The sequence below is a fragment of the Necropsobacter rosorum genome, assembly GCF_964241405.1.
GTDB lineage: Bacteria > Pseudomonadota > Gammaproteobacteria > Enterobacterales > Pasteurellaceae > Necropsobacter > Necropsobacter rosorum.
In genome coordinates this window covers 822,361-843,828 of the sequence record NZ_CAXSXF010000001.1, presented here as the reverse complement: position 1 = coordinate 843,828, position 21,468 = coordinate 822,361, and the positions used below count along the sequence as shown (strand labels likewise).

At 46.9% G+C, this 21,468-nt stretch carries 17 protein-coding genes; 14 read left to right on the top strand and 3 right to left on the bottom strand.

Annotated elements, in window-relative coordinates; all coding sequences use genetic code 11:
* Positions 1 to 11 precede the first annotated feature (11 nt).
* Positions 12 to 1,727, top strand: coding sequence for a proline--tRNA ligase (gene proS / locus ACESOH_RS04010; RefSeq protein WP_373099818.1), 1,716 nt, complete (start codon positions 12 to 14; stop codon positions 1,725 to 1,727).
* Positions 1,728 to 1,903: 176 nt separating this feature from the next.
* Here the strand turns inward: proS and ACESOH_RS04005 are convergent, their stop codons facing one another.
* Positions 1,904 to 2,953, bottom strand: coding sequence for an extracellular solute-binding protein (locus ACESOH_RS04005; RefSeq protein WP_032093312.1), 1,050 nt, complete (start codon positions 2,951 to 2,953; stop codon positions 1,904 to 1,906).
* Between the two features lie 249 nt (positions 2,954 to 3,202).
* Here ACESOH_RS04005 and ACESOH_RS04000 point away from each other — a divergent pair, with 249 nt between their 5' ends.
* The 10 genes from ACESOH_RS04000 (at position 3,203) to ACESOH_RS03955 (ending at position 13,996) form a co-directional block, all read left to right on the top strand.
* Complete coding sequence (locus ACESOH_RS04000; protein WP_373099882.1) at positions 3,203 to 4,498, top strand: NAD(P)/FAD-dependent oxidoreductase; 1,296 nt, start codon at positions 3,203 to 3,205, stop codon at positions 4,496 to 4,498.
* 272 nt (positions 4,499 to 4,770) lie between these two features.
* Positions 4,771 to 6,066 (top strand): D-threonate kinase, encoded by a 1,296-nt coding sequence (gene dtnK, locus ACESOH_RS03995; protein WP_373099817.1) that lies wholly within the window; start codon positions 4,771 to 4,773, stop codon positions 6,064 to 6,066.
* A gap of 3 nt (positions 6,067 to 6,069) precedes the next feature.
* Positions 6,070 to 7,074, top strand: a complete 1,005-nt coding sequence (pdxA, locus tag ACESOH_RS03990) for a 4-hydroxythreonine-4-phosphate dehydrogenase PdxA (RefSeq protein WP_373099815.1) — start codon at positions 6,070 to 6,072, stop codon at positions 7,072 to 7,074.
* Positions 7,075 to 7,088: 14 nt separating this feature from the next.
* Positions 7,089 to 7,964, top strand: a complete 876-nt coding sequence (locus tag ACESOH_RS03985) for a dihydrodipicolinate synthase family protein (protein WP_373099813.1) — start codon at positions 7,089 to 7,091, stop codon at positions 7,962 to 7,964.
* A gap of 10 nt (positions 7,965 to 7,974) precedes the next feature.
* Positions 7,975 to 8,952 carry a hydroxyacid dehydrogenase gene (locus tag ACESOH_RS03980; RefSeq protein ID WP_373099812.1) on the top strand — a complete coding sequence of 326 codons (978 nt, stop codon included), beginning with the start codon at positions 7,975 to 7,977 and terminating at the stop codon, positions 8,950 to 8,952.
* 14 nt (positions 8,953 to 8,966) lie between these two features.
* Positions 8,967 to 10,127 (top strand): iron-containing alcohol dehydrogenase, encoded by a 1,161-nt coding sequence (locus ACESOH_RS03975; protein ID WP_373099811.1) that lies wholly within the window; start codon positions 8,967 to 8,969, stop codon positions 10,125 to 10,127.
* A 63-nt stretch (positions 10,128 to 10,190) separates the two neighbouring features.
* Positions 10,191 to 10,667: a tripartite tricarboxylate transporter TctB family protein gene (locus tag ACESOH_RS03970; protein WP_373099810.1), complete on the top strand. Its 477-nt coding sequence runs from the start codon at positions 10,191 to 10,193 to the stop codon at positions 10,665 to 10,667.
* Positions 10,668 to 10,682: 15 nt separating this feature from the next.
* Positions 10,683 to 12,170 carry a tripartite tricarboxylate transporter permease gene (locus tag ACESOH_RS03965; protein WP_032093306.1) on the top strand — a complete coding sequence of 496 codons (1,488 nt, stop codon included), beginning with the start codon at positions 10,683 to 10,685 and terminating at the stop codon, positions 12,168 to 12,170.
* Positions 12,171 to 12,194: 24 nt separating this feature from the next.
* Positions 12,195 to 13,175 carry a tripartite tricarboxylate transporter substrate binding protein gene (locus ACESOH_RS03960; RefSeq protein ID WP_373099808.1) on the top strand — a complete coding sequence of 327 codons (981 nt, stop codon included), beginning with the start codon at positions 12,195 to 12,197 and terminating at the stop codon, positions 13,173 to 13,175.
* 65 nt (positions 13,176 to 13,240) lie between these two features.
* Entirely contained in the window at positions 13,241 to 13,996 is a 756-nt protein-coding gene (locus ACESOH_RS03955; RefSeq protein WP_373099807.1) for a DeoR/GlpR family DNA-binding transcription regulator, read from the top strand.
* A 113-nt stretch (positions 13,997 to 14,109) separates the two neighbouring features.
* On the opposite strand, the gene rarD is transcribed toward ACESOH_RS03955, so the two are convergent.
* Both rarD and ilvY read right to left on the bottom strand, forming a co-directional pair.
* Positions 14,110 to 14,988 carry an EamA family transporter RarD gene (gene rarD, locus ACESOH_RS03950; protein ID WP_032093297.1) on the bottom strand — a complete coding sequence of 293 codons (879 nt, stop codon included), beginning with the start codon at positions 14,986 to 14,988 and terminating at the stop codon, positions 14,110 to 14,112.
* A 34-nt stretch (positions 14,989 to 15,022) separates the two neighbouring features.
* Positions 15,023 to 15,901, bottom strand: a complete 879-nt coding sequence (ilvY, locus tag ACESOH_RS03945; RefSeq protein ID WP_373099805.1) for an HTH-type transcriptional activator IlvY — start codon at positions 15,899 to 15,901, stop codon at positions 15,023 to 15,025.
* Between the two features lie 242 nt (positions 15,902 to 16,143).
* Between ilvY and ilvC the strand changes: the two genes are divergently transcribed.
* From ilvC to ACESOH_RS03930, 3 genes are all read left to right on the top strand, one after another.
* The gene (gene ilvC, locus ACESOH_RS03940) at positions 16,144 to 17,625 is read left to right on the top strand and encodes a ketol-acid reductoisomerase (RefSeq protein WP_032093295.1); all 1,482 of its coding nucleotides are present in this window, start codon (positions 16,144 to 16,146) and stop codon (positions 17,623 to 17,625) included.
* Positions 17,626 to 17,678: 53 nt separating this feature from the next.
* Complete coding sequence (locus ACESOH_RS03935) at positions 17,679 to 18,305, top strand: glutathione S-transferase N-terminal domain-containing protein (protein ID WP_373099803.1); 627 nt, start codon at positions 17,679 to 17,681, stop codon at positions 18,303 to 18,305.
* A 250-nt stretch (positions 18,306 to 18,555) separates the two neighbouring features.
* Positions 18,556 to 21,363 (top strand): S8 family serine peptidase, encoded by a 2,808-nt coding sequence (locus ACESOH_RS03930; RefSeq protein WP_373099801.1) that lies wholly within the window; start codon positions 18,556 to 18,558, stop codon positions 21,361 to 21,363.
* The last annotated feature ends 105 nt before the right edge of the window (positions 21,364 to 21,468 follow it).

The following is a 21,468-nucleotide window of genomic DNA, read 5'->3' as shown; positions in this document are numbered from 1 at the left end:
CAGGAATAATAATGCGTGCGAGTAACTATTTGTTTTCGACTTTAAAAGAAACCCCGAATGATGCTCAAGTGGTCAGTCATCAGTTAATGCTGCGTGCCGGCATGGTGCGGCCGCTGGCATCAGGGCTTTATAATTGGCTGCCGACCGGATTACGGGTATTAAAAAAAGTGGAAAATATTATCCGTGAGGAAATGAATAAAAGCGGTGCCATCGAAGTGGAAATGCCGGTGGTACAACCGGGCGAGCTGTGGCAGGAATCGGGGCGCTGGGAGCAGTACGGGCCGGAGCTGCTGCGCTTTTCCGATCGCGGAAAGCGGGATTTCGTGTTAGGACCGACGCATGAAGAAGTCATCACCGATTTAGTTCGCCGTGAAGTGAGTTCTTATAAACAGCTGCCGCTGAATTTATATCAGTTCCAGACCAAATTCCGTGATGAAGTCCGCCCGCGTTTCGGCGTGATGCGCAGCCGCGAGTTTCTGATGAAAGACGCCTATTCCTTTCATACCAGCCGCGAAAGCCTGCAACAAACCTATGAAGTAATGTATCAGACCTACAGCAATATTTTCAGCCGATTGGGGCTGGATTTCCGTGCGGTTCAGGCCGATACCGGCTCTATCGGCGGCAGTGCGTCGCACGAATTTCAGGTCTTAGCGCAAAGCGGTGAAGACGATATCGTCTTTTCAACGCAGTCCGATTTTGCCGCCAATATTGAGCTGGCGGAAGCCATGGCAAGCGGCGAACGTCAAGCGGCAACGGCGCAAATGACATTAGTGGATACGCCGAATGCCAAAACTATCGCCGCCTTAGTGGAACAATTTAATCTGCCGATTGAAAAAACGGTCAAAACCCTGATTGTAAAAGGCGCCACTGCGGAACAGCCGCTGGTCGCCCTGATTATCCGCGGTGATCATGAATTAAACGAAATTAAAGCGCAGAAACTGGCCTTAGTCGCGGATCCGCTGGAATTTGCCGACGAACAGGACATTAAACAAGCCATCGGCGCCGGTGTCGGTTCGCTGGGGCCGGTGAATCTGCCGATTCCGGCGATTATCGATCGCAGCGTGGCCGTGATGAGCGATTTTGCCGCCGGCGCCAACATGGACGGTAAGCATTATTTCAATATTAACTGGGAACGTGATGCCGCCCTGCCGCAGATTGCGGATTTGCGCAATGTGGTGGAAGGCGATATCAGCCCAGACGGCAAAGGCACATTACTAATTAAACGCGGCATCGAAGTGGGGCATATTTTCCAGCTGGGCACCAAATATTCCGAGGCGATGAATGCGACCGTACAAGGCGAAGACGGTCGCCTGCAACCCATGATGATGGGCTGCTACGGCATCGGTGTCAGCCGTGTGGTTGCCGCCGCCATTGAACAAAGCCACGACCAACGCGGCATTATCTGGCCGACGGATGCCATCGCGCCGTTCAGTGTGGCGATTGTGCCGATGAATATGCATAAATCGGACAGCGTGCGCCAATTCTGTGAAAATTTATACCGCACCTTAACCGCGCAAGGCATTGAGGTGATCTTTGATGATCGCCAAGAGCGGCCGGGCGTGATGTTTGCCGATATGGAGCTGATCGGCGTGCCGCACATGCTGGTGGTGGGCGAGAAAAATCTGGCCAACGGCGAAATCGAATATAAAAACCGTCGTTGCGCCGACAAACAGATGATCGCCCAAGATCACCTGCTCGACTTTATTCAACGACAGCTTAAGGGTTAAACGCAAAAATCGCCTCATTAGAGGCGATTTTTTATATCGGCGGAATAACATTAAACTGAAGGCGGCGCAACACTGCATTTGCCTTTTAGAAAAAAGGCCATTGTTTGACGGCAGATTAAAAGTGCGGTAAAAAATCGCGTAATTTTCACCGCACTTTCTGCCGGCATGTGATGTCATTAATTGGTTTTCAGTTTATTCCAGTATTTTTCATAAATATCTACGGCATCGCCCACATCACTTTGCAAAACGCCTTTTTCCACTTCCGCGGCCGGCGGAAACAACACCGGATTATCAACCAACGCCGGGTCAAGCAGCGCTTTCACCCCTTCATTCGGCATGGAAAAGCCCATCCGTTCGATCACCACCTTGGCGCTTTCCGGCCGCAGCAGGAAATCAATAAATTTATAGGCGTTTTCCACATTCTTCGCGCTTTGCGGAATTGCGTAATTGTCCATCCAGAAAATCGCCCCTTCGCGCGGATAAATAAACTGAATATTCGGATTTTCCTTATTGCCTAAATACGCGGAACCGTTCCAGATCATGCCCAGCGCCACCTCGCCCTGAACATAAGGCACTTCCGGCGAGTCCGAATTAAACACCAGCACATTCGGCATCAGTTTTAACAAGCGCTCATAAGCGGATTTAATCTCGTTTTCATCGCGGCTGTTCGGCGATTTGCCCTCCAGCAGCAAAGCGATATGAAACACTTCGCGCGCGTCACTGGTCAGCAACACTTTGCCCCGATATTCCGGTTTCCATAAATCGGCCCAGCTTGTCACCTGCTGCGGGTCGATCTCTTCCGCATTGACCCCGATGCCGGTTAATCCGTACACATAGGGCAGCGAATACTGATTGTTCGGGTCAAACGCCTTATTCAATAAATGCGCCGGGATCTGCTTGAAATTGCTCAGTTTATTATGATCCAGCCGTTGCAGCATGCCCTCTTTCGCCATTTTGCCGACATAATAGCTGGACGGAAAAACCAAATCATAGCCTGCATTCTGCGAGATCAGTTTCAGCTTGGCATACATTTCCTCGTTGCTTTCAAAGGTCGAATAAATCACCTCAATACCGGTTTCTTTGGTAAATTGTGCGATTAGCGTGGACGGAATATAATCGGTCCAGTTATAAACATACAGTTTCTCTTTCGCGAAACTCAGCGTGGTAAACAACGCGGCGGCAATCAGAAAAAGGCATTTCGGTAACGCGGCAACGATTTTTTTCAATTTAGAGTCCTCCCAAGCCATCGGATAGGCAAAGTGCGGTTAAAAATAATGGCGTTTTTAAAACGCCGACTGAATAACAATTCGGCGCTAAGTATAACAAATATTTACCGGTTTTATAGTTAAAGATTTGACATCTCTTGCAATAAGAGTAAGATTCGCCTGACTTGGCGGCGTTGCGCAGTTGCCTGCGGCAGGCTGATATGACAACGCAAAATAATCATTAAATCCGAATACTATCAAGGTTTTATGCTGCTCACCTACTCACATCAAGATCACGTCCGCTCTTATTATTCCGAAACCCGTAATATCTATCTGCAATGTCCGCCGTTAAGCCATCGCCAATCCGCCGATGTCTGCATTGTCGGCGCCGGTTTTTTCGGTTTATCGGCCGCGCTGGAGTTGGCCGAACAGGGCAAAAGCGTCATCGTACTGGAAGGCGCCAGAGTAGGATTCGGCGCTTCCGGTCGCAGCGGCGGTCAGGCGATCAACGGCTTTGAAGACGGGATCGACGAATATGTCAGACAGGTTGGCTTTGAAACCGCTGAAAAACTCTGGAAAATGTCGCTGGAAGCCATTGATATTATTGATGAACGTATTAAAAAGTATCACATTCAATGCGATTGGCGCAAAGGCTATGCCACGCTGGCGTTAAATCACCGCCGCTTGGATGATCTGATCGCCGTGGAACAAACCAGCCGCGAGCTGTTCGGTTATCGTAATATGCAGCTTTGGGATAAGGCCAAGCTGGAGCGGCATTTGGGCAGCCGCATCTATCAAGGGGCGCTGTTTGACAGCAATTCCGGTCATCTGCATCCGCTGAATTATTGCCTCGGCCTGGCCAAAGCCTGTCTGGATTTGGGCGTACAAATTTACGAACAATCACCGGTGATCGATCTGCGTATCGGCAAGAGCAAAGTCAAGGTCAAAACGGAAAACGCCTCGGTGATCGCCAAAGACGTCGTATTAGCCACCAACGCCTACATTGCCGCACTACCGAAAGGCATTCACCACGGGATTGCCAAAAAAATTCTGCCGGTGGAAAGTTTTATCATCGCCACCGAACCGCTGGATCAAAAAACCGCCGACAGCATTATCAACAACGGCATGTCGGTCTGCGACAATAATTATCTGCTGGATTATTACCGCTTAAGCGCGGACAATCGCCTGCTGTTCGGCAGCGATTCCAGCTCCGAACACCATATGATCGAGATTATGCGTCAAAATATGCTGAAGGTTTTTCCACAGCTGGAGAACGTGAAAATCGATTACGGCTGGGGCGGGCCTATCGACATGACAATCAATGCCAATCCCCATTTTGGCCGGATTGCGCCGAATATCTACTTCGCACAGGGCTATTCCGGTCACGGCGTGGCGCTGACCGGGCTGGCCGGCCGCATTGTTGCCGAGGCGATTTCAGGCAACGACGAACGCCTGCGCACCTTTGAGGTGCTCAAAGTGCCGACCGTGCGCGGCGGGCGTTTAAGCAAAAAAGCGGCCTTATTCATCGGTACAAATTATTATCGCTTTTTAGATAAATATCGTTAATCAAACGGTCATGCTAAAGTGCGGTAAAAACTGACGTATTTTTCACCGCACTTATGACGCTTTCCGTTTATTCCGTCGCAGCGCTCCCTGCTTTCTATGCTCATTGTCATCTTATTTTATTGATCTGCCCGGTTTTTTCCGCTTCATGCGGATTTCAGTTAAACAATCTTTTACCCTAAATTTGATTATAAAAAATCAAAAAGATTATTTTTAGTCATTATTGTGATCTGTATCACTGTTTACGCAGTAAACTTTCTATATACTTTCCGCCGTTGAAATTAATTAACCTGAGCGGCTTTATGGAAATGTTAGTGATTGCGGATGATTTTACCGGCGCCAATGATACCGGGGTTCAATTTACCCATCAGGGATTTTCGGTGGATGTGATGCTTAATTCGGAGCGCCCTTATTGCGGCGGTGCGGATGTGGTCATTATCAATACCGACAGTCGGGCAGAAACGATTGAAAACGCTCAAAAACGTGTAACACAAGCCATTCAACATCAACCGGCCGTGAGCATGATTTATAAAAAAATCGACTCGACCCTGAGAGGCAATATCGGCGCCGAGCTGGAAAGTTGTCTGAGTGCAAGCCGGCGCAACGTGGTTTTTCTTTGTTCGGCACTGCCGACAGCGAACAGAACGGTTAAAAACGGTATCTGTTATGTGGGCGACCGACCGTTACGGGAAACCGAATTCGCCACCGATCCGAAAACGCCGGTTATTTCCTCAACGATAAAACAGATCATCGCGGCGCAAACGACAATACCGGTGATTGAAATCACGCTGCAACAGCTTAGACATAGCGATTGCCGGCCAATGATTCAGCAAACTATCGCCGCCCAATCCCCCTGCATCATCGCCTTTGATGCGGAACAAGACAGCGATTTGGCGCGTATCGCCGGTTATATTCGGCAAAGCAATGAACCCGCCGTAATTGCCGGTTCGTCCGGGCTTGCCAAGTATATTCTGCCGAAAAAACCACCGCACTTTTTACATTCAAAAGCCCTGCCGATGTTATTTGTGGTGGCATCGATGAGCGAGATTACCGCTCGGCAGGTGGATTATGTTACGCCGCAAAATTCCATTCGGTTAATCCGTATTGATATTGAGCCCTTGCTGAACGAGGCGCATTACACTGCTTTGCTTGCGGCTCAAGCCGTAGATTTTCTCAAACAAAAACAACACGTTATTTTAAAAACGGACAGTTCAGCACAGGCGCGCAAGGAGATTGCGGCGCGATGTCAGGCGTTGGGACTCAGCCGCAGCCAATTGGGCGAACAGATTTGTCTGCGTCTGGCGGCATTGACCGGGCTGATTTTAAAGCAAATCAACGTTCAACTATCGGCACTGTTTTTAACCGGCGGCGATATTGCCGTCGCGGTGGCAAAAACATTGGGGCTGAACCATTACCGTCTTCTCGGTGAAATCGAAAACGGCGTGCCCTATGGTTATTTTCCGTCCACCGAACTGGCTCACATTCCGGTCATCACTAAGGCCGGCGGGCTGGGTTCCGTTTCGGTTTTACAAAATACGCTGGATTTTATTCAGCATTTCAACAAGGAGTAAATAATGAAACCAATACTAGGCATTACCATGGGCGACGCGGCGGGCATCGGCCCGGAGGTCATCATTAAAGCGCTGGAAGATAAACGCATTTATGACCTGGCGCATCCTATTGTGATCGGCGATAAGAAAATCATGCAGCGCGCGCTGAACATCGTTAATTCGGAATTGGTGTTAAACACAGTGGCGGATATCGATCACTTCAGCGCCCTGTTCGGCCGTATCGACATTCTGGATCTGGATAACCTGCCGGCGGATTTGCCCTTTGCCCGGGTTGATCCGCGCGCCGGCCGCGCCGCTTACGACTATATCGAAAAAGCGGTGCGCCTAACGCTGGATAAAAAAATTCATGCCATTGTCACCGCACCGTTAAATAAAGAAGCCCTGCACGCCGGCGGTAAGCCTTTTCCGGGACACACCGAAATTCTGGCGCATCTGACCCGCACCAGTGACTATTCCATGATGCTGACCAGTGAAAAACTGAACGTTATTCATGTCACCACACATGTGCAGCTGCGTAAAGCCTGTGATCTGGTGAAACAAGAACGCGTGTTGAAAGTGATTGAACTGGCGGACGAATATACCCGCATGCTCGGCATCGCCGAACCCCGTATTGCAGTCGCCGGCCTGAACCCGCACGCCGGCGAAAACGGCATGTTCGGCGACGAAGACGCCAAAGAAATTTTGCCGGCAGTACAACAGGCCCGCCAAAACGGCCTCAACGTTAGCGGACCGATTGCGCCGGACACCGTGTTTCATCGCGCGGCAAATTTAAACGAATTCGATATTGTGGTGGTGATGTATCACGATCAAGGACATATCCCGATTAAAGTGCTCGGTTTTGATACTGGCGTGAATGTCACCGTCGGACTGCCGTTTATCCGCACTTCTGTCGATCACGGCACCGCTTTTCCTATCGCCGGCAAAGGCATCGCCGACAGCCGCAGTATGACCGAAGCGCTGTACCTCGGCGCCAAAATGGCCAATGTGAAATATGCAACCAGCAAATAATTAAGGAGAAAGAGATGATTAAACCCCAAGGTATCGTCACGCCGGTTTTGACCGCGCTGGATGAAAATGAACGCTTTAACCCGACCGCCTATAAAGATTTTATCGATTATCTGATTGATGCGGGCGTCCACGGCATTTTTCCGCTGGGCACAAACGGTGAATTTTATGCCTTTAATCAGCAGGAAAAACTGGAAATCATCAAAACCGCCGTTGAAGCGGTAAACGGTCGCGTACCGGTTTATGCCGGCACCGGCTGTATTACGACCAAACAAACCATTGAATTTTCAAAACAGGTATGGGATCTCGGCGTAGATGTATTATCGGTGATCTCACCTTATTTCGTTGCGGTAAGTCAGGATGATCTTTACCGCCATTTCAGCGCCATCGCCCAAAACGTAAACGCCCCGATTCTGATGTACAACATCCCCGCCCGCACGGGTAATAACATTGATTATACCACCCTGAAAAAACTGGCCGAATTCGACAATATTATCGGCATTAAAGACAGCAGCGGAAATTTCGATAATTCATTGAAATATATTGAAAACACGAATCCGAGATTAAGTGTTATGGCGGGCAGCGATTCATTGATTCTGTGGACATTGTTAGCCGGCGGCACCGGAGCTATCAGCGGCTGCTCCAACGTATTCCCGCAACTGATGGTTTCCATTTATGAATACTGGAAACAAGGAGATTTCGCAAAGGCCAATGAAGCGCAGAAAAAAATCCGTGATTTCCGCAACGTCATGCAAATGGGCAACCCGAATTCTGTGGTAAAACGCGCCGCACTTTTACGCGGTCACCACGTCGGCCCGGCCAGAGAACCATCAAATTGCGCTAATGCGGTGATTGATAACGCATTGCAAGATGTATTTAAGTTATATGAGTAGGAATTATATTATGGTGAAAGTGGTTATATCTCATCGGTTACATGATGATGGAATGGCAGTATTAGAAAAACATAATACTGATATCGTCATTACGAATAGTGGCGATCCTCATGTCATGTTACCGGAATTATTAGATGCGGATGGATTGATTATTCGTATCGGATCTATCGATCGAAAAACAATGCTGCAGGCAAAAAATCTTAAAGTAATCGGCAGACCCGGCGTTGGTGTTGACGATGTGGATGTTAAAACAGCAACAGAATTAGGTATTCCTGTTGTTATTGCACCGGGAGCAAATACGCGTTCCGTTGCAGAACATGCCTTTGCATTGATGTTCGCCTGCGCAAAAGATATTGTCCGCTCAGATAACGAAATGCGCAAAGGCAATTTTAATATAAGAAGCAGTTATAAGGCTTACGAATTGCATAAGAAAACATTAGCGTTAATCGGATACGGTCGTATCGGTTCAATTTTAGCTCAAATGTCAAAAGCTATCGGAATGAATATTAAAGTTTATGATCCTTTTGTTTCACCTGAGGCGATTGAGAAAGAAGGATATCAATACTGTGCTCAATTAGACGATGTAATTAAAGGAGCACATGTTATTTCTATTCATGTTCCCTTAACTAAAGAAACAAGGAATCTTATTAGTGAACGGGAAATTAACTTAATGAATGCAAATACAATCGTAATTAATTGTGCACGAGGCGAAGTCGTGGATGAAAACGCATTAATCCACGCGCTGGAACAAGGCATTATTCACAGTGCTGGTCTCGATGTATTCGCTAATGAACCCGTTAATATCAACTCACCGCTGTTTAAATTAGATAATGTGACAGTATCGCCGCATATGGCCGGACAAACTAAAGAGGCCGCCTCAGGTGTGGCCACAATGGCTACAGAAGGTGTATTAGCCGTTATTAACGGCGAGCGGTGGCCTTATGTATGTAATCCGGAAGTTTACGAACATCCTAGATGGAATAAATAACAGAGGTGAAGACAATGGACCATTTTTATTCATTATGTCATACAAATAAAGTCATCGGCGGAGCAAATAGTATTGAGCAAATTACTGATGTGGTGAAAGCACATAATGCCGATAATGTCATTATTATCACCGATCCGGGCGTATTTAATGCGGGATTAGTCGCAAAACCGAAGACACTTTTAGACAATGCAAATATCGGTGTTCATATCATTCACGATACGCCACCGGAACCTCCGTTAGAGAAAATCAATCAAGTTTATCATACGGCTAAACAGTTTAATGCCGACATGGTTATCGGTATCGGCGGCGGCAGTGCGATGGATACCGCCAAACTGGTGGCTATTTTGTTAAATAATGATGTGGAATTAAGCGCTGTTATAGACGGTAAAGCAAAATTCCGCAATAAAGGGATTCCGACTTTAATGATCCCGACCACTGCCGGAACAGGTTCTGAGGCCACACCGAACTCCATTGTTCTTATCCCTGAACGTGAGTTAAAAGTAGGTATTGTTGATGAAAAAATGATACCGAACTGTGTGATTTTAGATCCGCTAATGACTGTTGGATTGCCAAAGCATATAACAGCAAATACAGGTATCGATGCATTATGTCATGCGATTGAATGTTATATCTCGAGAAAATCTAATCCGTTCAGTGATACTTTTGCATTGAAATCTATCAAATTAATTTCTCGTAGTATTCGAACTGCTTACCAAAACGGAGCAGATTTAAATGCAAGAGAAGATATGATTTTAGGCGCCTATTTCGGCGGAGTTTGTATTGCGACCTCAAGCACAGTTGCAGTTCACGCGCTTTCTTATCCTTTGGGCGGTAAATACCATATTCCTCATGGTCTATCTAATGCCATTCTACTACCTGATGTCATGCAGTTTAATCTTGATGTCTGTGAAGAAAAATTTGCTAATGTGGCAAAGGCCATGAACCTAGATGTACAAGGGCTGACACAGCGTCAAGCAGCCCAAAAAATGATTGATGAACTGTATGCTCTTATCCGTGATCTTGAAATTAAATGTGATCTTAAATCCGTTGGGATTACTGAGGATGTATTAGATGAACTGGTCGATTCGGCATTCACAGTTCGACGTTTATTGGACAACAACCCTAAAGAGATGACCAAAACAGATATCCGGTTAATTTATCAGAAGATTATTTAACAGAATGATTAAATAGTAACTTAACTCTACTGATAAAACTGCTATTGTATGGAGAACAGTCATATGAATAAATATATCTCAGATAAAAACTTTCTGGCCGGAATCATCTTTTTCTTTATTGCATTATTTTATTTAGTTAATGCATTTCTGATTGAAACGAAAGATCTCGTTAGTGTTGAAGCTGATTTTATGCCCAAAATTTACGGCTCATTGTTGCTATTTTCATCAATAATTTTAACAATAACATCATTTTTTAAAATTAAAACGAAATCATCTGAGGAATTAAAGAAAAAGACAGATTGGCAACGAATTTTTTCTGTTATCGGATTAATTTTCGTTTATGTATTATTAATGCAGTATCTGGGTTTTATTTCGACCTCAATACCGTTTTTATTTCTTTTATCTTTACTATTAACTCCTCAATATGTAAAAAAAGTGTATTGGATATATGCTGTATTTTCGATCGTATTACCGATTATTGCATATCATATATTCAGTTATTATCTAAACTTAACAATGCCTTCAGGTTTATTATTTTAGAGAGGAAATAAATCTATGTTTGATTCATTATTTCAGGCCACCTCCTCTTTATTCACGATAAGCGGTTTAATTTGTCTATTGGGCGGTGTGTTTATCGGGATCATTTTCGGTTCAGTACCGGGATTATCGGCAACAATGGCACTAGCATTGTTTTTACCTATCACGTATGCACTGGATCCTAATATTGCCGTTATTTTGCTAATTGCACTTTATATCGGCGGTATTTCAGGTGGATTAATCACTGCTATCTTAACCGGTATCCCCGGCACACCGTCGTCAATTGCCACATGTTTTGATGGATATCCGATGACAAAGAAAAACCAGGCCTTTAAAGCATTGGGAGTTGGTGTGACATTCTCTTTTCTGGGAACGCTATTCTCAACGATTATTCTGATATTTCTATCACCAGTCTTAGCTAAAATAGCGATTAAATTTGGTGCCTATGAGTATTTCGCCGTAGCATTATTTTCTTTAAGTATGCTCGTAGGATTATCTGGCAATAATATTTGGAAAGGCTTAATCTCAGGGCTAATGGGGTGTATGTTTGCAACAGTAGGAATGGATAGTATTGCTTCCGTAAATAGATTTACCTTTGGTTCAGAAGAAATTGCTTATGGTTTCGACGTACTTCCTGTTCTTATCGGATTATTTGCAATCAATGAAATTATCACCAAGGCAGATACAGTTAAATCCGAGCATCAAAATATGCAGGTTATTAATGCTATTAAAATAGAAAAAGGGCTCGGTTTTTCCATAAAAGAATTTTTCAGCCAAACTAAAAATTTTTTAGTCTCTGCATCATTAGGTACGGGAATCGGCATCTTACCCGGTATCGGAGGGGGAGCAGCAAACGTAATGGCATATACTGTTTCCAAATCAACATCTAAATATCCGGAAAAATACGGAACCGGAATTATTGATGGCGTTGTAGCTTCCGAGGCATCAAATAATGCCGCAATCGGTGGTGCATTAGTCCCCCTATTAGCATTAGGTATTCCCGGCGATACGGTGACAGCAATTTTACTGGGAGGATTAACCTTACACGGTATTATCCCGGGACCATTAATGTTTACTGAGAACATTAGCATTGTATATGCCATTTTTTCAGCGATGTTTTTTGGTGCCATTATAATGTTTATGATGGAGTTTTACGGTTTAAAAATATTTACTAAAGTTCTTTCTATACCAAAGCATTTTCTATTACCGGCTATCTTTTTATTCTGTATTATCGGTGCATTTGGCGTCAGAAATAACTTCTTTGATGTATGGGCGACAGTACTATTTGGGGTGATAGGATTTGGTTTTTATAAATTATCAATTCCATCTGCACCATTTATATTAGGATTTATTATAGGACCGTTAGCAGAAATTAATTTAAGACGAGGACTGATGTTTTCTCAAGGAAACTTCGCCGAGTTTTTTAAAGCCCCTATTGCAACAACATTTTTTATTCTCACGGCACTAATCATTCTTTTTGCCATAAAATCCAGAATAAAAAAATAAAATCAATCTATAAAGGAGTTTCTTATGAAAAAAACACTTAGTCTAATTTTTGTAGGGATATTAGGTTTAGGTATCATTGGTTGTGATCAAAAAGCCAATAGTACCTCCTCACAAGAAAAAAATAGCTGGCCACAAAAAACGATAACATTGGTCGTACCCTTTGGTGCCGGTGGAGATACAGATTTTCATGCGCGTAATTTAGCCAATTATTTAGAAAAAGAGTTAGATACCAGAATTATTGTAAATAATGTTTCCGGTGCAAACGGTAATGCCGGTATGAAACAGGTCGTCAATGCCCAACCAGACGGCTATACCGCCTTATTTTTTCATGAATCAATGTTGACGAATAAGGTTGTCGGCGTTTCAACTCAAGCTCATGAAGCATTATCTCCTGTTGCAGCAACAATTATAGATAATTCCTATGTTATTGCGGCAAATGCAAAGAGTAGTTATAAAAACCTCAATGATCTTATCAATAAAGCAAAATCAGAACCGGGAAAACTAATCTACGCCTCATCTGTTGGAGGATATTCTTATTATTTAGGCCGTTTATTAGAACAAGATGTCGGAATTGATTTTAATATTGTGGATGCCGGTGGAGGCAGCGATCGTAATGCAGCATTATTAGCCGGTAAAATTGATGTTAATGTCAACCCGTATGGTGTAATGAAATCTTATTTCGATTCCGGTGACTTTATCCCACTTGCAGTGATTAGTGATAAACGTAATAACTTATTTCCCGATGTTTCTACAGCCAAAGAACAAGGTATAGATTGGGTTGCGGAACGCTATTATTTTCTGAGCTTCCCTAAAGGAACCGATAGCAAAATTATAGAGAAAATGGAAAAAGCAATTAAAACCGTTACTGAAAAACCAGAATTTCGTAAAAAAACGGAAGATGCATATAGTGTTTCGCCAACATTTGTAGGGACTGAAGATTTAATTAAACATTTAGATAAAACCTTACAAATTTTCGAAAACAACAAAGATCTGGTAAACAACTAATTTAGTGTAGAAAAAATGGTCACTCATTGTTAAAATGGGTGACCAATTAAAATAAATAGAATATTATGTCCCCAAATCGCCTAGAACAAATAATGCTGTTCTTAAAAAGCCACAATATCGCCACGGTAGAACAGCTTGTCAAAGTCACCAATTCATCACCCGCCACCATTCGTCGTGATTTGATTAAACTCAGCGAAGAAGGGGCGGTTATCCGCACCCATGGCGGGGTCAGTCTGAATCAATTCATCCCTTTTCAGCCGACAACCAATGAAAAGCAATTCCAGCACATCGTCGAAAAAGATCACATTGCCGAATATGCGGTGTCTTTAATTTCTCCGGGGGATTCCGTCGTTTTAGACGCGGGAACAACCACTCTGTGCATTGCGAAAAAAATTGCCCATATTCCCCTGCGGGTAATTACGACGGATTTACATATTGCCCTGTTACTTTCCGAATATAAACAAATCGAATTGATTATTACCGGCGGTCGGGTGGATAACAGCAGTCAATCCTGCATCGGGAATCATGGATTAACGTTTCTACAAAACCTGAACCCGGATATTTCATTTATAAGCTGCAATTCCTGGAGCATGCACAAAGGTGTAACGGCTCCAACGGAAGAGAAAGCCTGCCTGAAAAAATACTTACAACAAAATGCGAAAAAACGCGTTTTAGTTGCCGACAGCAGCAAATATGGCAAATATTCCTTATTTTGTGCCGCACAATTAAATCAATTTACCGATATTATTACCGATAAGGGGCTATCCGCCAACGATAAAAAAGAACTGACCGGAGGGAGTTTTAATCTTTTGTTGGTATAGAATTTGAATTAAATAATATTTTTTATATCATGATTATAGCTATCAAGGCTAAATTACTTGCGTCTAACTATTTTAGATAATTAAAAAACTTCAATAATTTACTCATCCTTTCCCTACCGCATATATCGGTTTTTTTGCATAGCCCGGATACCATCCCCCACAATCAGCCCCATGGCGACGATCAGGCAGATAAACAGCGGATAGGTTTCGGGGTGGATGGTTTCGCCGATGAGCAGGGAGATGGTCAGCATCATGATCGGTTCGACGTAGCCGAGCAGGCCCAGCAGATTGATAGGCAATATATTGCTGGCGGCGATGTAGGCATTAAAAGCGATCCCGCTGAATAAACCGAGGGCGAGCAACAGCCACATAATATTCGGATTAAGGTTTTCGATTTGTCCGATATCCACTTGAAACGCGAAATAAATACATACCGGCAAAAGCAGCAGGATTTCAATGGCGAAACTGGCGATATCGGCTAAATTCAGCCATTTTCGCAGCATAAAATAAACCGCATATCCGCAGACGGCGCTGCTTTCCCAGGATAAGCCGCCTTTGAGTGCAATATTGGAAATAACGCCGGCGGTGGCGATAAAAATCGCCCAGGCGCGCAGTGTGGAAATATTTTCTTTAAAAAACAACCGTCCCGCCGCCACCATCACCAACGGTAACAGCAGGTAGCCGAAAGACACGCTGAGCGCGCTGCCGTTATTCGGCGCCCAGAGAAAAAGCCACATTTGAAAACCCATCATCGCACTGTTAAAGCAGAAAACCAGCAATAACCACGGCTGTCGTTTTATCCGTTTTAAATGTGCCACCAGCACATATTTCTGTTTAAAGACAAAAATCGCGGCGATGATAAAAGGGGTGGTAAAAATCACGCGATAGCCGAAAATGTCCTCGCCGTTTAACGGCAACAGCAGGGTGGAAAAATAATAAATGTAGCCGAATAACACCGATGCGGAAAGCGAGAACGCGACACCCTTTAACATATTTCCCCCAAACGTTGCGAAATCATACCGCACTTTACCCCAACATTTGCCAAAATGCACGGATTAACGGCAATGCCAGCGATTTCTTTTGCACGCAAACGCCCAGCTCGAAGGGCGCGATCGGCGTATTTACCGCCAGCGTCGATATCTGACTGTTCAGCGGGCTGTTTTTAATCACCACATCAGGCAGCATCGCCAGCCCGCAGCCCAGCGCCACCATAGATACGATGCCCTCATGGCCGGCTACGGTGGCGTAAACGGTCGGATGTTTGATTTTCTGCTGCCGAAACCATTGATCAATACGCTGCCGTGCCGGGCCTTCCACCGGCAGGATAAAGGGGATTTTCTGCCAGTCCGGCGGGCTTTGCTGCAATAGTTGTGTCGCCGTGCAGGCGATACGCGGCGCAATCAGCGACAGGGTGATGTCGTCCATATAATGAAAAATCAGATTATGCGGCAATACCGCCGGCCGTCCCGCCAGTGCCAAATCCACCTGCTGGGTCTGTACCAGCTGTACCGCCTGTGCCGGATCGCCGGTGGTGAGCTGAATTTCCACTTTCGGATAGCGGAAACGAAATTTCTCCAGCAGCGGCGGCAAATGGCTGTAAGCGGCGGTAACCGAACAAAACAGCTTTAATTCGCCGCTCAATTCCGCGTGATAAGTGGCTAACTGTTGTTTCAGCTGCTGCCATTGCTGCCCGCACTGGCGGGCGAAATGCAAAAACAGCTCGCCCGACGGCGTAAGCGATACCCGGCGATTATCGCGGATCAGCAGCACCTGCCCCAGCTCCTCTTCCAGACGCTGAATCCGGCGGGATAAGGTGGAAGGCGACATATGGTTCTGCGCCGCGGTTTTACTGAAGTGAGTGCTTTCGCTGAGGTGTAAGAAAAGCTCGAGATCGTCAAAGTTCATCGTTTCGCCGTTAAAATAAAGGTCTGCGGACAGGCAAAAGTGCGGTCGGTTTTTACCCGGTTTTTTAAAACGCAGAAAAATGTACCGCACTTTTGTCCGGTAGCATAATCCTTGATTGCAAAAAACGCAATATTACATCCCGATAATATCAATTTACGCAACAATAAAAAGGCGTATAATTTTTACCATTACAATATGCAAACCCAAGCTCACACCCGTTATTCACACACAGAGGATAAAACATGGCTAACTATTTCAATACTTTAAATTTACGTCAACAATTAGATCAATTAGGCCGCTGCCGCTTTATGGCGCGCGAAGAATTTGCCGATGAAGCGAATTTTCTGAAAGGCAAAAAAATCGTTATCGTCGGTTGCGGTGCGCAAGGCCTGAATCAGGGGCTGAATATGCGCGATTCCGGTCTGGATATCAGCTACGCCCTGCGCCCGCAGGCCATTGCGGAAAAACGCGCCTCTTTCCGGCGGGCGACAGAAAACGGCTTTAAGGTCGGCACTTATGAACAGGTAATCCCGGAGGCGGATTTAATCATTAACCTGACGCCGGACAAACAGCACAGCAAAGTGGTGGCGGATATCATGCCGTTAATCAAAAAAGGCGCGGCGCTCGGCTATTCCCACGGTCTGAACATCGTTGAAGTGGGCGAACAGATCCGTAAAGACATTACCGTGGTCATGGTGGCGCCGAAATGTCCGGGTACGGAAGTGCGCGAAGAATACAAACGCGGATTCGGCGTGCCGACATTAATCGCCGTACACCCGGAAAATGATCCGCAGGGCGAAGGTCTGGCCATTGCCAAAGCCTGGGCGGCGGCCACCGGCGGTCATCGTGCGGGCGTGCTGGAATCCTCTTTTGTGGCGGAAGTAAAATCCGATTTAATGGGCGAACAAACCATTTTGTGCGGCATGCTGCAGGCCGGTTCCATCGTTTGTTACGATAAACTGGTGGCGGACGGCAAAGATCCGGCCTATGCGGGCAAATTAATCCAGTACGGTTGGGAAATTATCACCGAAGCGCTGAAACAGGGCGGTATCACTCTGATGATGGATCGGCTATCCAACAGCGCTAAATTACGCGCCTTCGAACTTTCCGAGCAAATCAAAGAAAAACTGGATTTTCTGTTCAAAAAACACATGGACGATATTATCAGCGGCGAATTTTCCCGCGTGATGATGGAAGACTGGGCGAACGGCGACGCCAACTTATTGAAATGGCGTGAAGAAACCGGCAAAACCGCATTTGAAAACGCACCGAAAGCCGACGGCATCCAAATCAGCGAACAGGAATATTTCGACAACGGCGTATTTATGATCGCCTTGGTCAAAGCCGGCGTCGAACTGGCATTCGACACCATGGTTTCCGCCGGTATTTATGAAGAATCCGCTTACTACGAATCGCTGCACGAACTGCCATTGATCGCTAACACTATCGCACGCAAACGCCTGTATGAAATGAACGTGGTGATTTCCGACACGGCGGAATACGGCAACTATCTGTTCGCCAACGTGGCGACTCCGATTCTGGCCAAAGAAATCGTGCCGCAGCTGCAACGCGGTGATCTGGGCGAACCGACCCCGGCCGGCGCGATCGACAATATCACCCTGCGTGATGTCAACGATGCCATCCGCAATCACCCGGTCGAATTAATCGGTCAGGAATTGCGCGGCTATATGACCGATATGAAACGCATTTCTTCACAAGGCTAAAGCAAACCGAGGCGGATTAATTTCCGCCTTTTTTATTTCGCTCAGGAGGAAAAATGAAACTTTGGTATTCCACCACCAGCCCGTTTGTGCGCAAAGCCCGCGCCGTCGCGCACTATCATGATTTACAGGATCACATCGAATTATTGCTGGTCACCCGCCCGTTTTCGGCACAATCCCCGCACAATCAGGACAACCCGCTAGGCCGCGTGCCGGCATTGCAACTGGATAACGGCGACTGGCTGCTGAACAGCAGCGTGATCGCGGAATATCTGGATTCCATCGGCAAACAACCCACTCTGTTCCCGCAAGATCAAAAGCGCTGGAAAGTCATGGAATTGTATGCGCTGGCGGAAGGCGTGCTGGAAAATCTGGTAGGTTTAATGCTGCCGGAACGCATGTTTCGCCCGCAGCAGGAATGGTGGCTCAGCCGTCATCAACAAATTCTGCAACGCAACGACCGCACATTACAACTCATCACCCAACAACTGGAACCTTTCGGCACGGCATTAAACATCGGCACGCTTTATACCGTTTGCCTGATCGATTTTTTATTGTTCCGCGCGAATGTGACCGGCGCCGACGATTATACCGCCATGCCGCAGTTAGCCCAATGGGCGCAACGCATGAACGCCTTATATCCTTGTCTGGCAGAAACGAAACCGGTGATGCCGCCGCAATAAAAAAGTGCGGTGTTATTTTTGCCTGTTTTTTAGCTCAATGCGCCGCTTTTCCCTTTCATCAATCTGTAAGCCGGCAATCTACCGGCTTATTTTTATTCAATAATTAAGCCGCCTGAAATCGTCGATTTTTCATTATTATCTGGTCAGACCTTTATTTATTTGTGTTTTCTTATTTTTTGTTAAAAAATAACGCGTTTGCATCATTAACAATAATAAAAAACCATTTTTAATACATTTAAGGGGTACTTTGATGAAAAGTCACGCATTTCGTCACACATTGACTGTGCTTTCCGTCGCCTGCGCGCTGAGCGCACCGGCTTACGGCGAGGAAGACACAAACGAGCCGGTGCAAAATCCGCATGAACTGATCGGATTAAATCCGCAAATCTCGGCGCAATATTCCGGTCAGGGCGTTAATCTCGGCGTGGTGGACAGCGGGTTTATGCTGGAACATCCGCAGCTCAACCGCGACAAAATCCATGCGCTGATATTGGAGGTGGAAGAAAAGGGCGAGAAAATCCGCATTGATCCGCGCCGCTACGATACGGAAATGGAAAAAGACGAACAGGGTAAAAAACATAAGGTGTACGCCATGCACGGCGGTCAGGTCAGCGGCATAATCGGCGCCAAATCCCTGCCGCAGGTCGGTTATTACGGCGGAGTGGCCAAAGGCAGCCAGCTTTACGTCGCCCAATATGAACCGAACGGCGATCGTGATGATGACGAAGAAAATAACGATAAACGGCAAAACCGTCATCTGGCCGGCGGCCAATCCAACACACAGGATGACGCCCTGCTGTTCGGTAAAGATGCCGAAGGACAACGCGTGCTGCTGGCCGCCGCGCTGCAAAAAGTCGCGCAACATAATGTGCTGGCGATCAATAACAGCTGGAACGAAGACGCCGTCGACAACAGCGCACAGGAACTGGATAAGCGCTACCAAAACCCCATTCGTCATCAAGGGGATAAAAACCGTTTGATAGACGCGATCCGACAAACGGCTAAAAGAGGCGTATTCCTGGTTTTCGCCGCCGGCAACGAAAACAAACAGCAACCGGGCATTCTTGCCGCCCTGCCGCGCTATCTGCCCGAGCTGGAATCCCATTATTTATCCGTGGTGGCGGTGGATAAAAACAAACGGATCACCAGTTATTCCAACCGTTGCGGCGTGAGCAAAAACTGGTGCATCGCCGCGCCCGGCGATTTAACCGTGCTTTCGACCGGCGGCGCGGAACAGGGGCAAAAAATCCCGAATCTGCAAAACCAATCGGGTACCTCTTTCGCCGCGCCAACCGTCACCGGTTCGCTGGCGGTACTGAAACAGCGGTTTGACTATTTCACCCCGACTCAAGTGCGGGATACTCTGCTGACGACCGCCACGGATTTAGGCAAAAAAGGCGTGGACGAGCAATACGGCTGGGGCTTGGTCAATCTGTCAAAAGCCATTCGGGGCCCGGCGGCGCTGCTGCGCGACGAAACCTACCGGCTAAACCGGGATGACAGTTGGTCCAACACGCTGACCACGGAATTTGCTTTGACTAAAACGGGCGAGGCCACATTAACCTTAAACGGCGCCAATAACCGCATTCGAACCCTCAATATCAACCAAGGAAAACTGGTGCTCAACGGCGCCACCTCCGCTGATAATGTCAACAACCATGCCGCCTTAGGAGTAAACGCCTTAACGGTAAACCGCGCATTTCTCGCCGACCGAAACAGCCGTCTGGATATGTTGTCCGCACAAGGCATCACCGCACAGGGCAAACATACCCGAGTGACGTTAGACGGCGCACTGAGCGCGGCGGAATCCCTGCTGCAAAACCGCAAAGCGGGGCAAACCATCAGCCGGATTCTGACCGTTAAAAACGGTGCGACCTATCAAGGCGGCTTCAGCAATGTCAGCCAAAGTGCGGTACTTTTTCAACAAGGATTACGTCAGGATCTGTATTTCAAAGCGGACGGAATTGAGCTAAAAGCCAATAAAAATCAGGCCATCAGTGATCCGAACGCCGATGTCAACGGGCAAAGCGGGTTGCGCCTGCTGAATGCCTTGCGCGACGGCAAAATGGCATGGCGGCGGGGAATTTATAACGACTGGCTGCAACAGGCGCTGGAAAACCACAACCTACAGCACTTCCATTACGCCGTCAGCAACGGCATTTATGCCGACAGCATTGAATTTCTGCGTCACCGCTTCAGCGCACAGCTGAATCAAAGCGGCACTCACTTGCGCTATCGTGATGCCGCGCTGCATCAACTAAATGTATGGGCGCAATCGCAGGGCGATAACTACCGTTCCGATAATTCGCCGGCGGCGCAAAAAGCCGAGTTCGAAACCCATGGCAGCGGGCTGGGGCTGGCCTATAAAGCCGACGATAAACTGCTGCTCAGCGCCCGTTTCGGTCACGCTAAATCCGATATTCGCAAACAACAGGCCGATGCCACGCTCAAACAGCGTCACGCCGGCGTGGCGCTGCGTTATATGCCGGCATCAAACGGCTGGTTTGCCGAATTATCCGCCGATCTCGCCCATATTTATTATCGTCAGCAGCGCACCTTTAACGGCAAAACGCTGGCGGCCGGCAATACCAAAGGCTGGCTGAGCGGCGCTGAATTGCGCGGCGGTTATGGCTTGCCGTCCCGCAACTGGCGCGTTGAACCGACGGTCGGCGTACAGCTGGTTCATACTCACCTCAACGCCTTACAGGAAAGCGGCGAGTTTGCGCTGTCCACCGCACGCTTTAACCGCACGGATGTTAATCTTGTATCCGGTCTGCGGCTGAACAAAACCCTTGAGCTGTCCGGCTGGCGGATCACCCCGGATATCGCACTGGATTACGCCTACCGCCTGAACGGAGGAAAAACCAAACTGCACAGCACATTTGACACCATCACGCTGGACAGCCAAGCCACCTCCTTCGGACAGGACGGACTGGATTTCGGCGCCGGCGCCCAGCTTGCCCGCAACGGCTGGTCTATCGGGCTGGAGCTCAAACAGCGACTGTTCCAGCGCGGCAAAGGCACCACCCTCAACGGACGGATAGGCTTCAGTTTCTGATGACATAATGACCTGTCAACAAAGTGCGGTGAAAATTCAACCTATTTTCACCGCACTTTTTATATCCGCGCTATTTTGCATTTGAACTAATCCATAAAAAAAGCG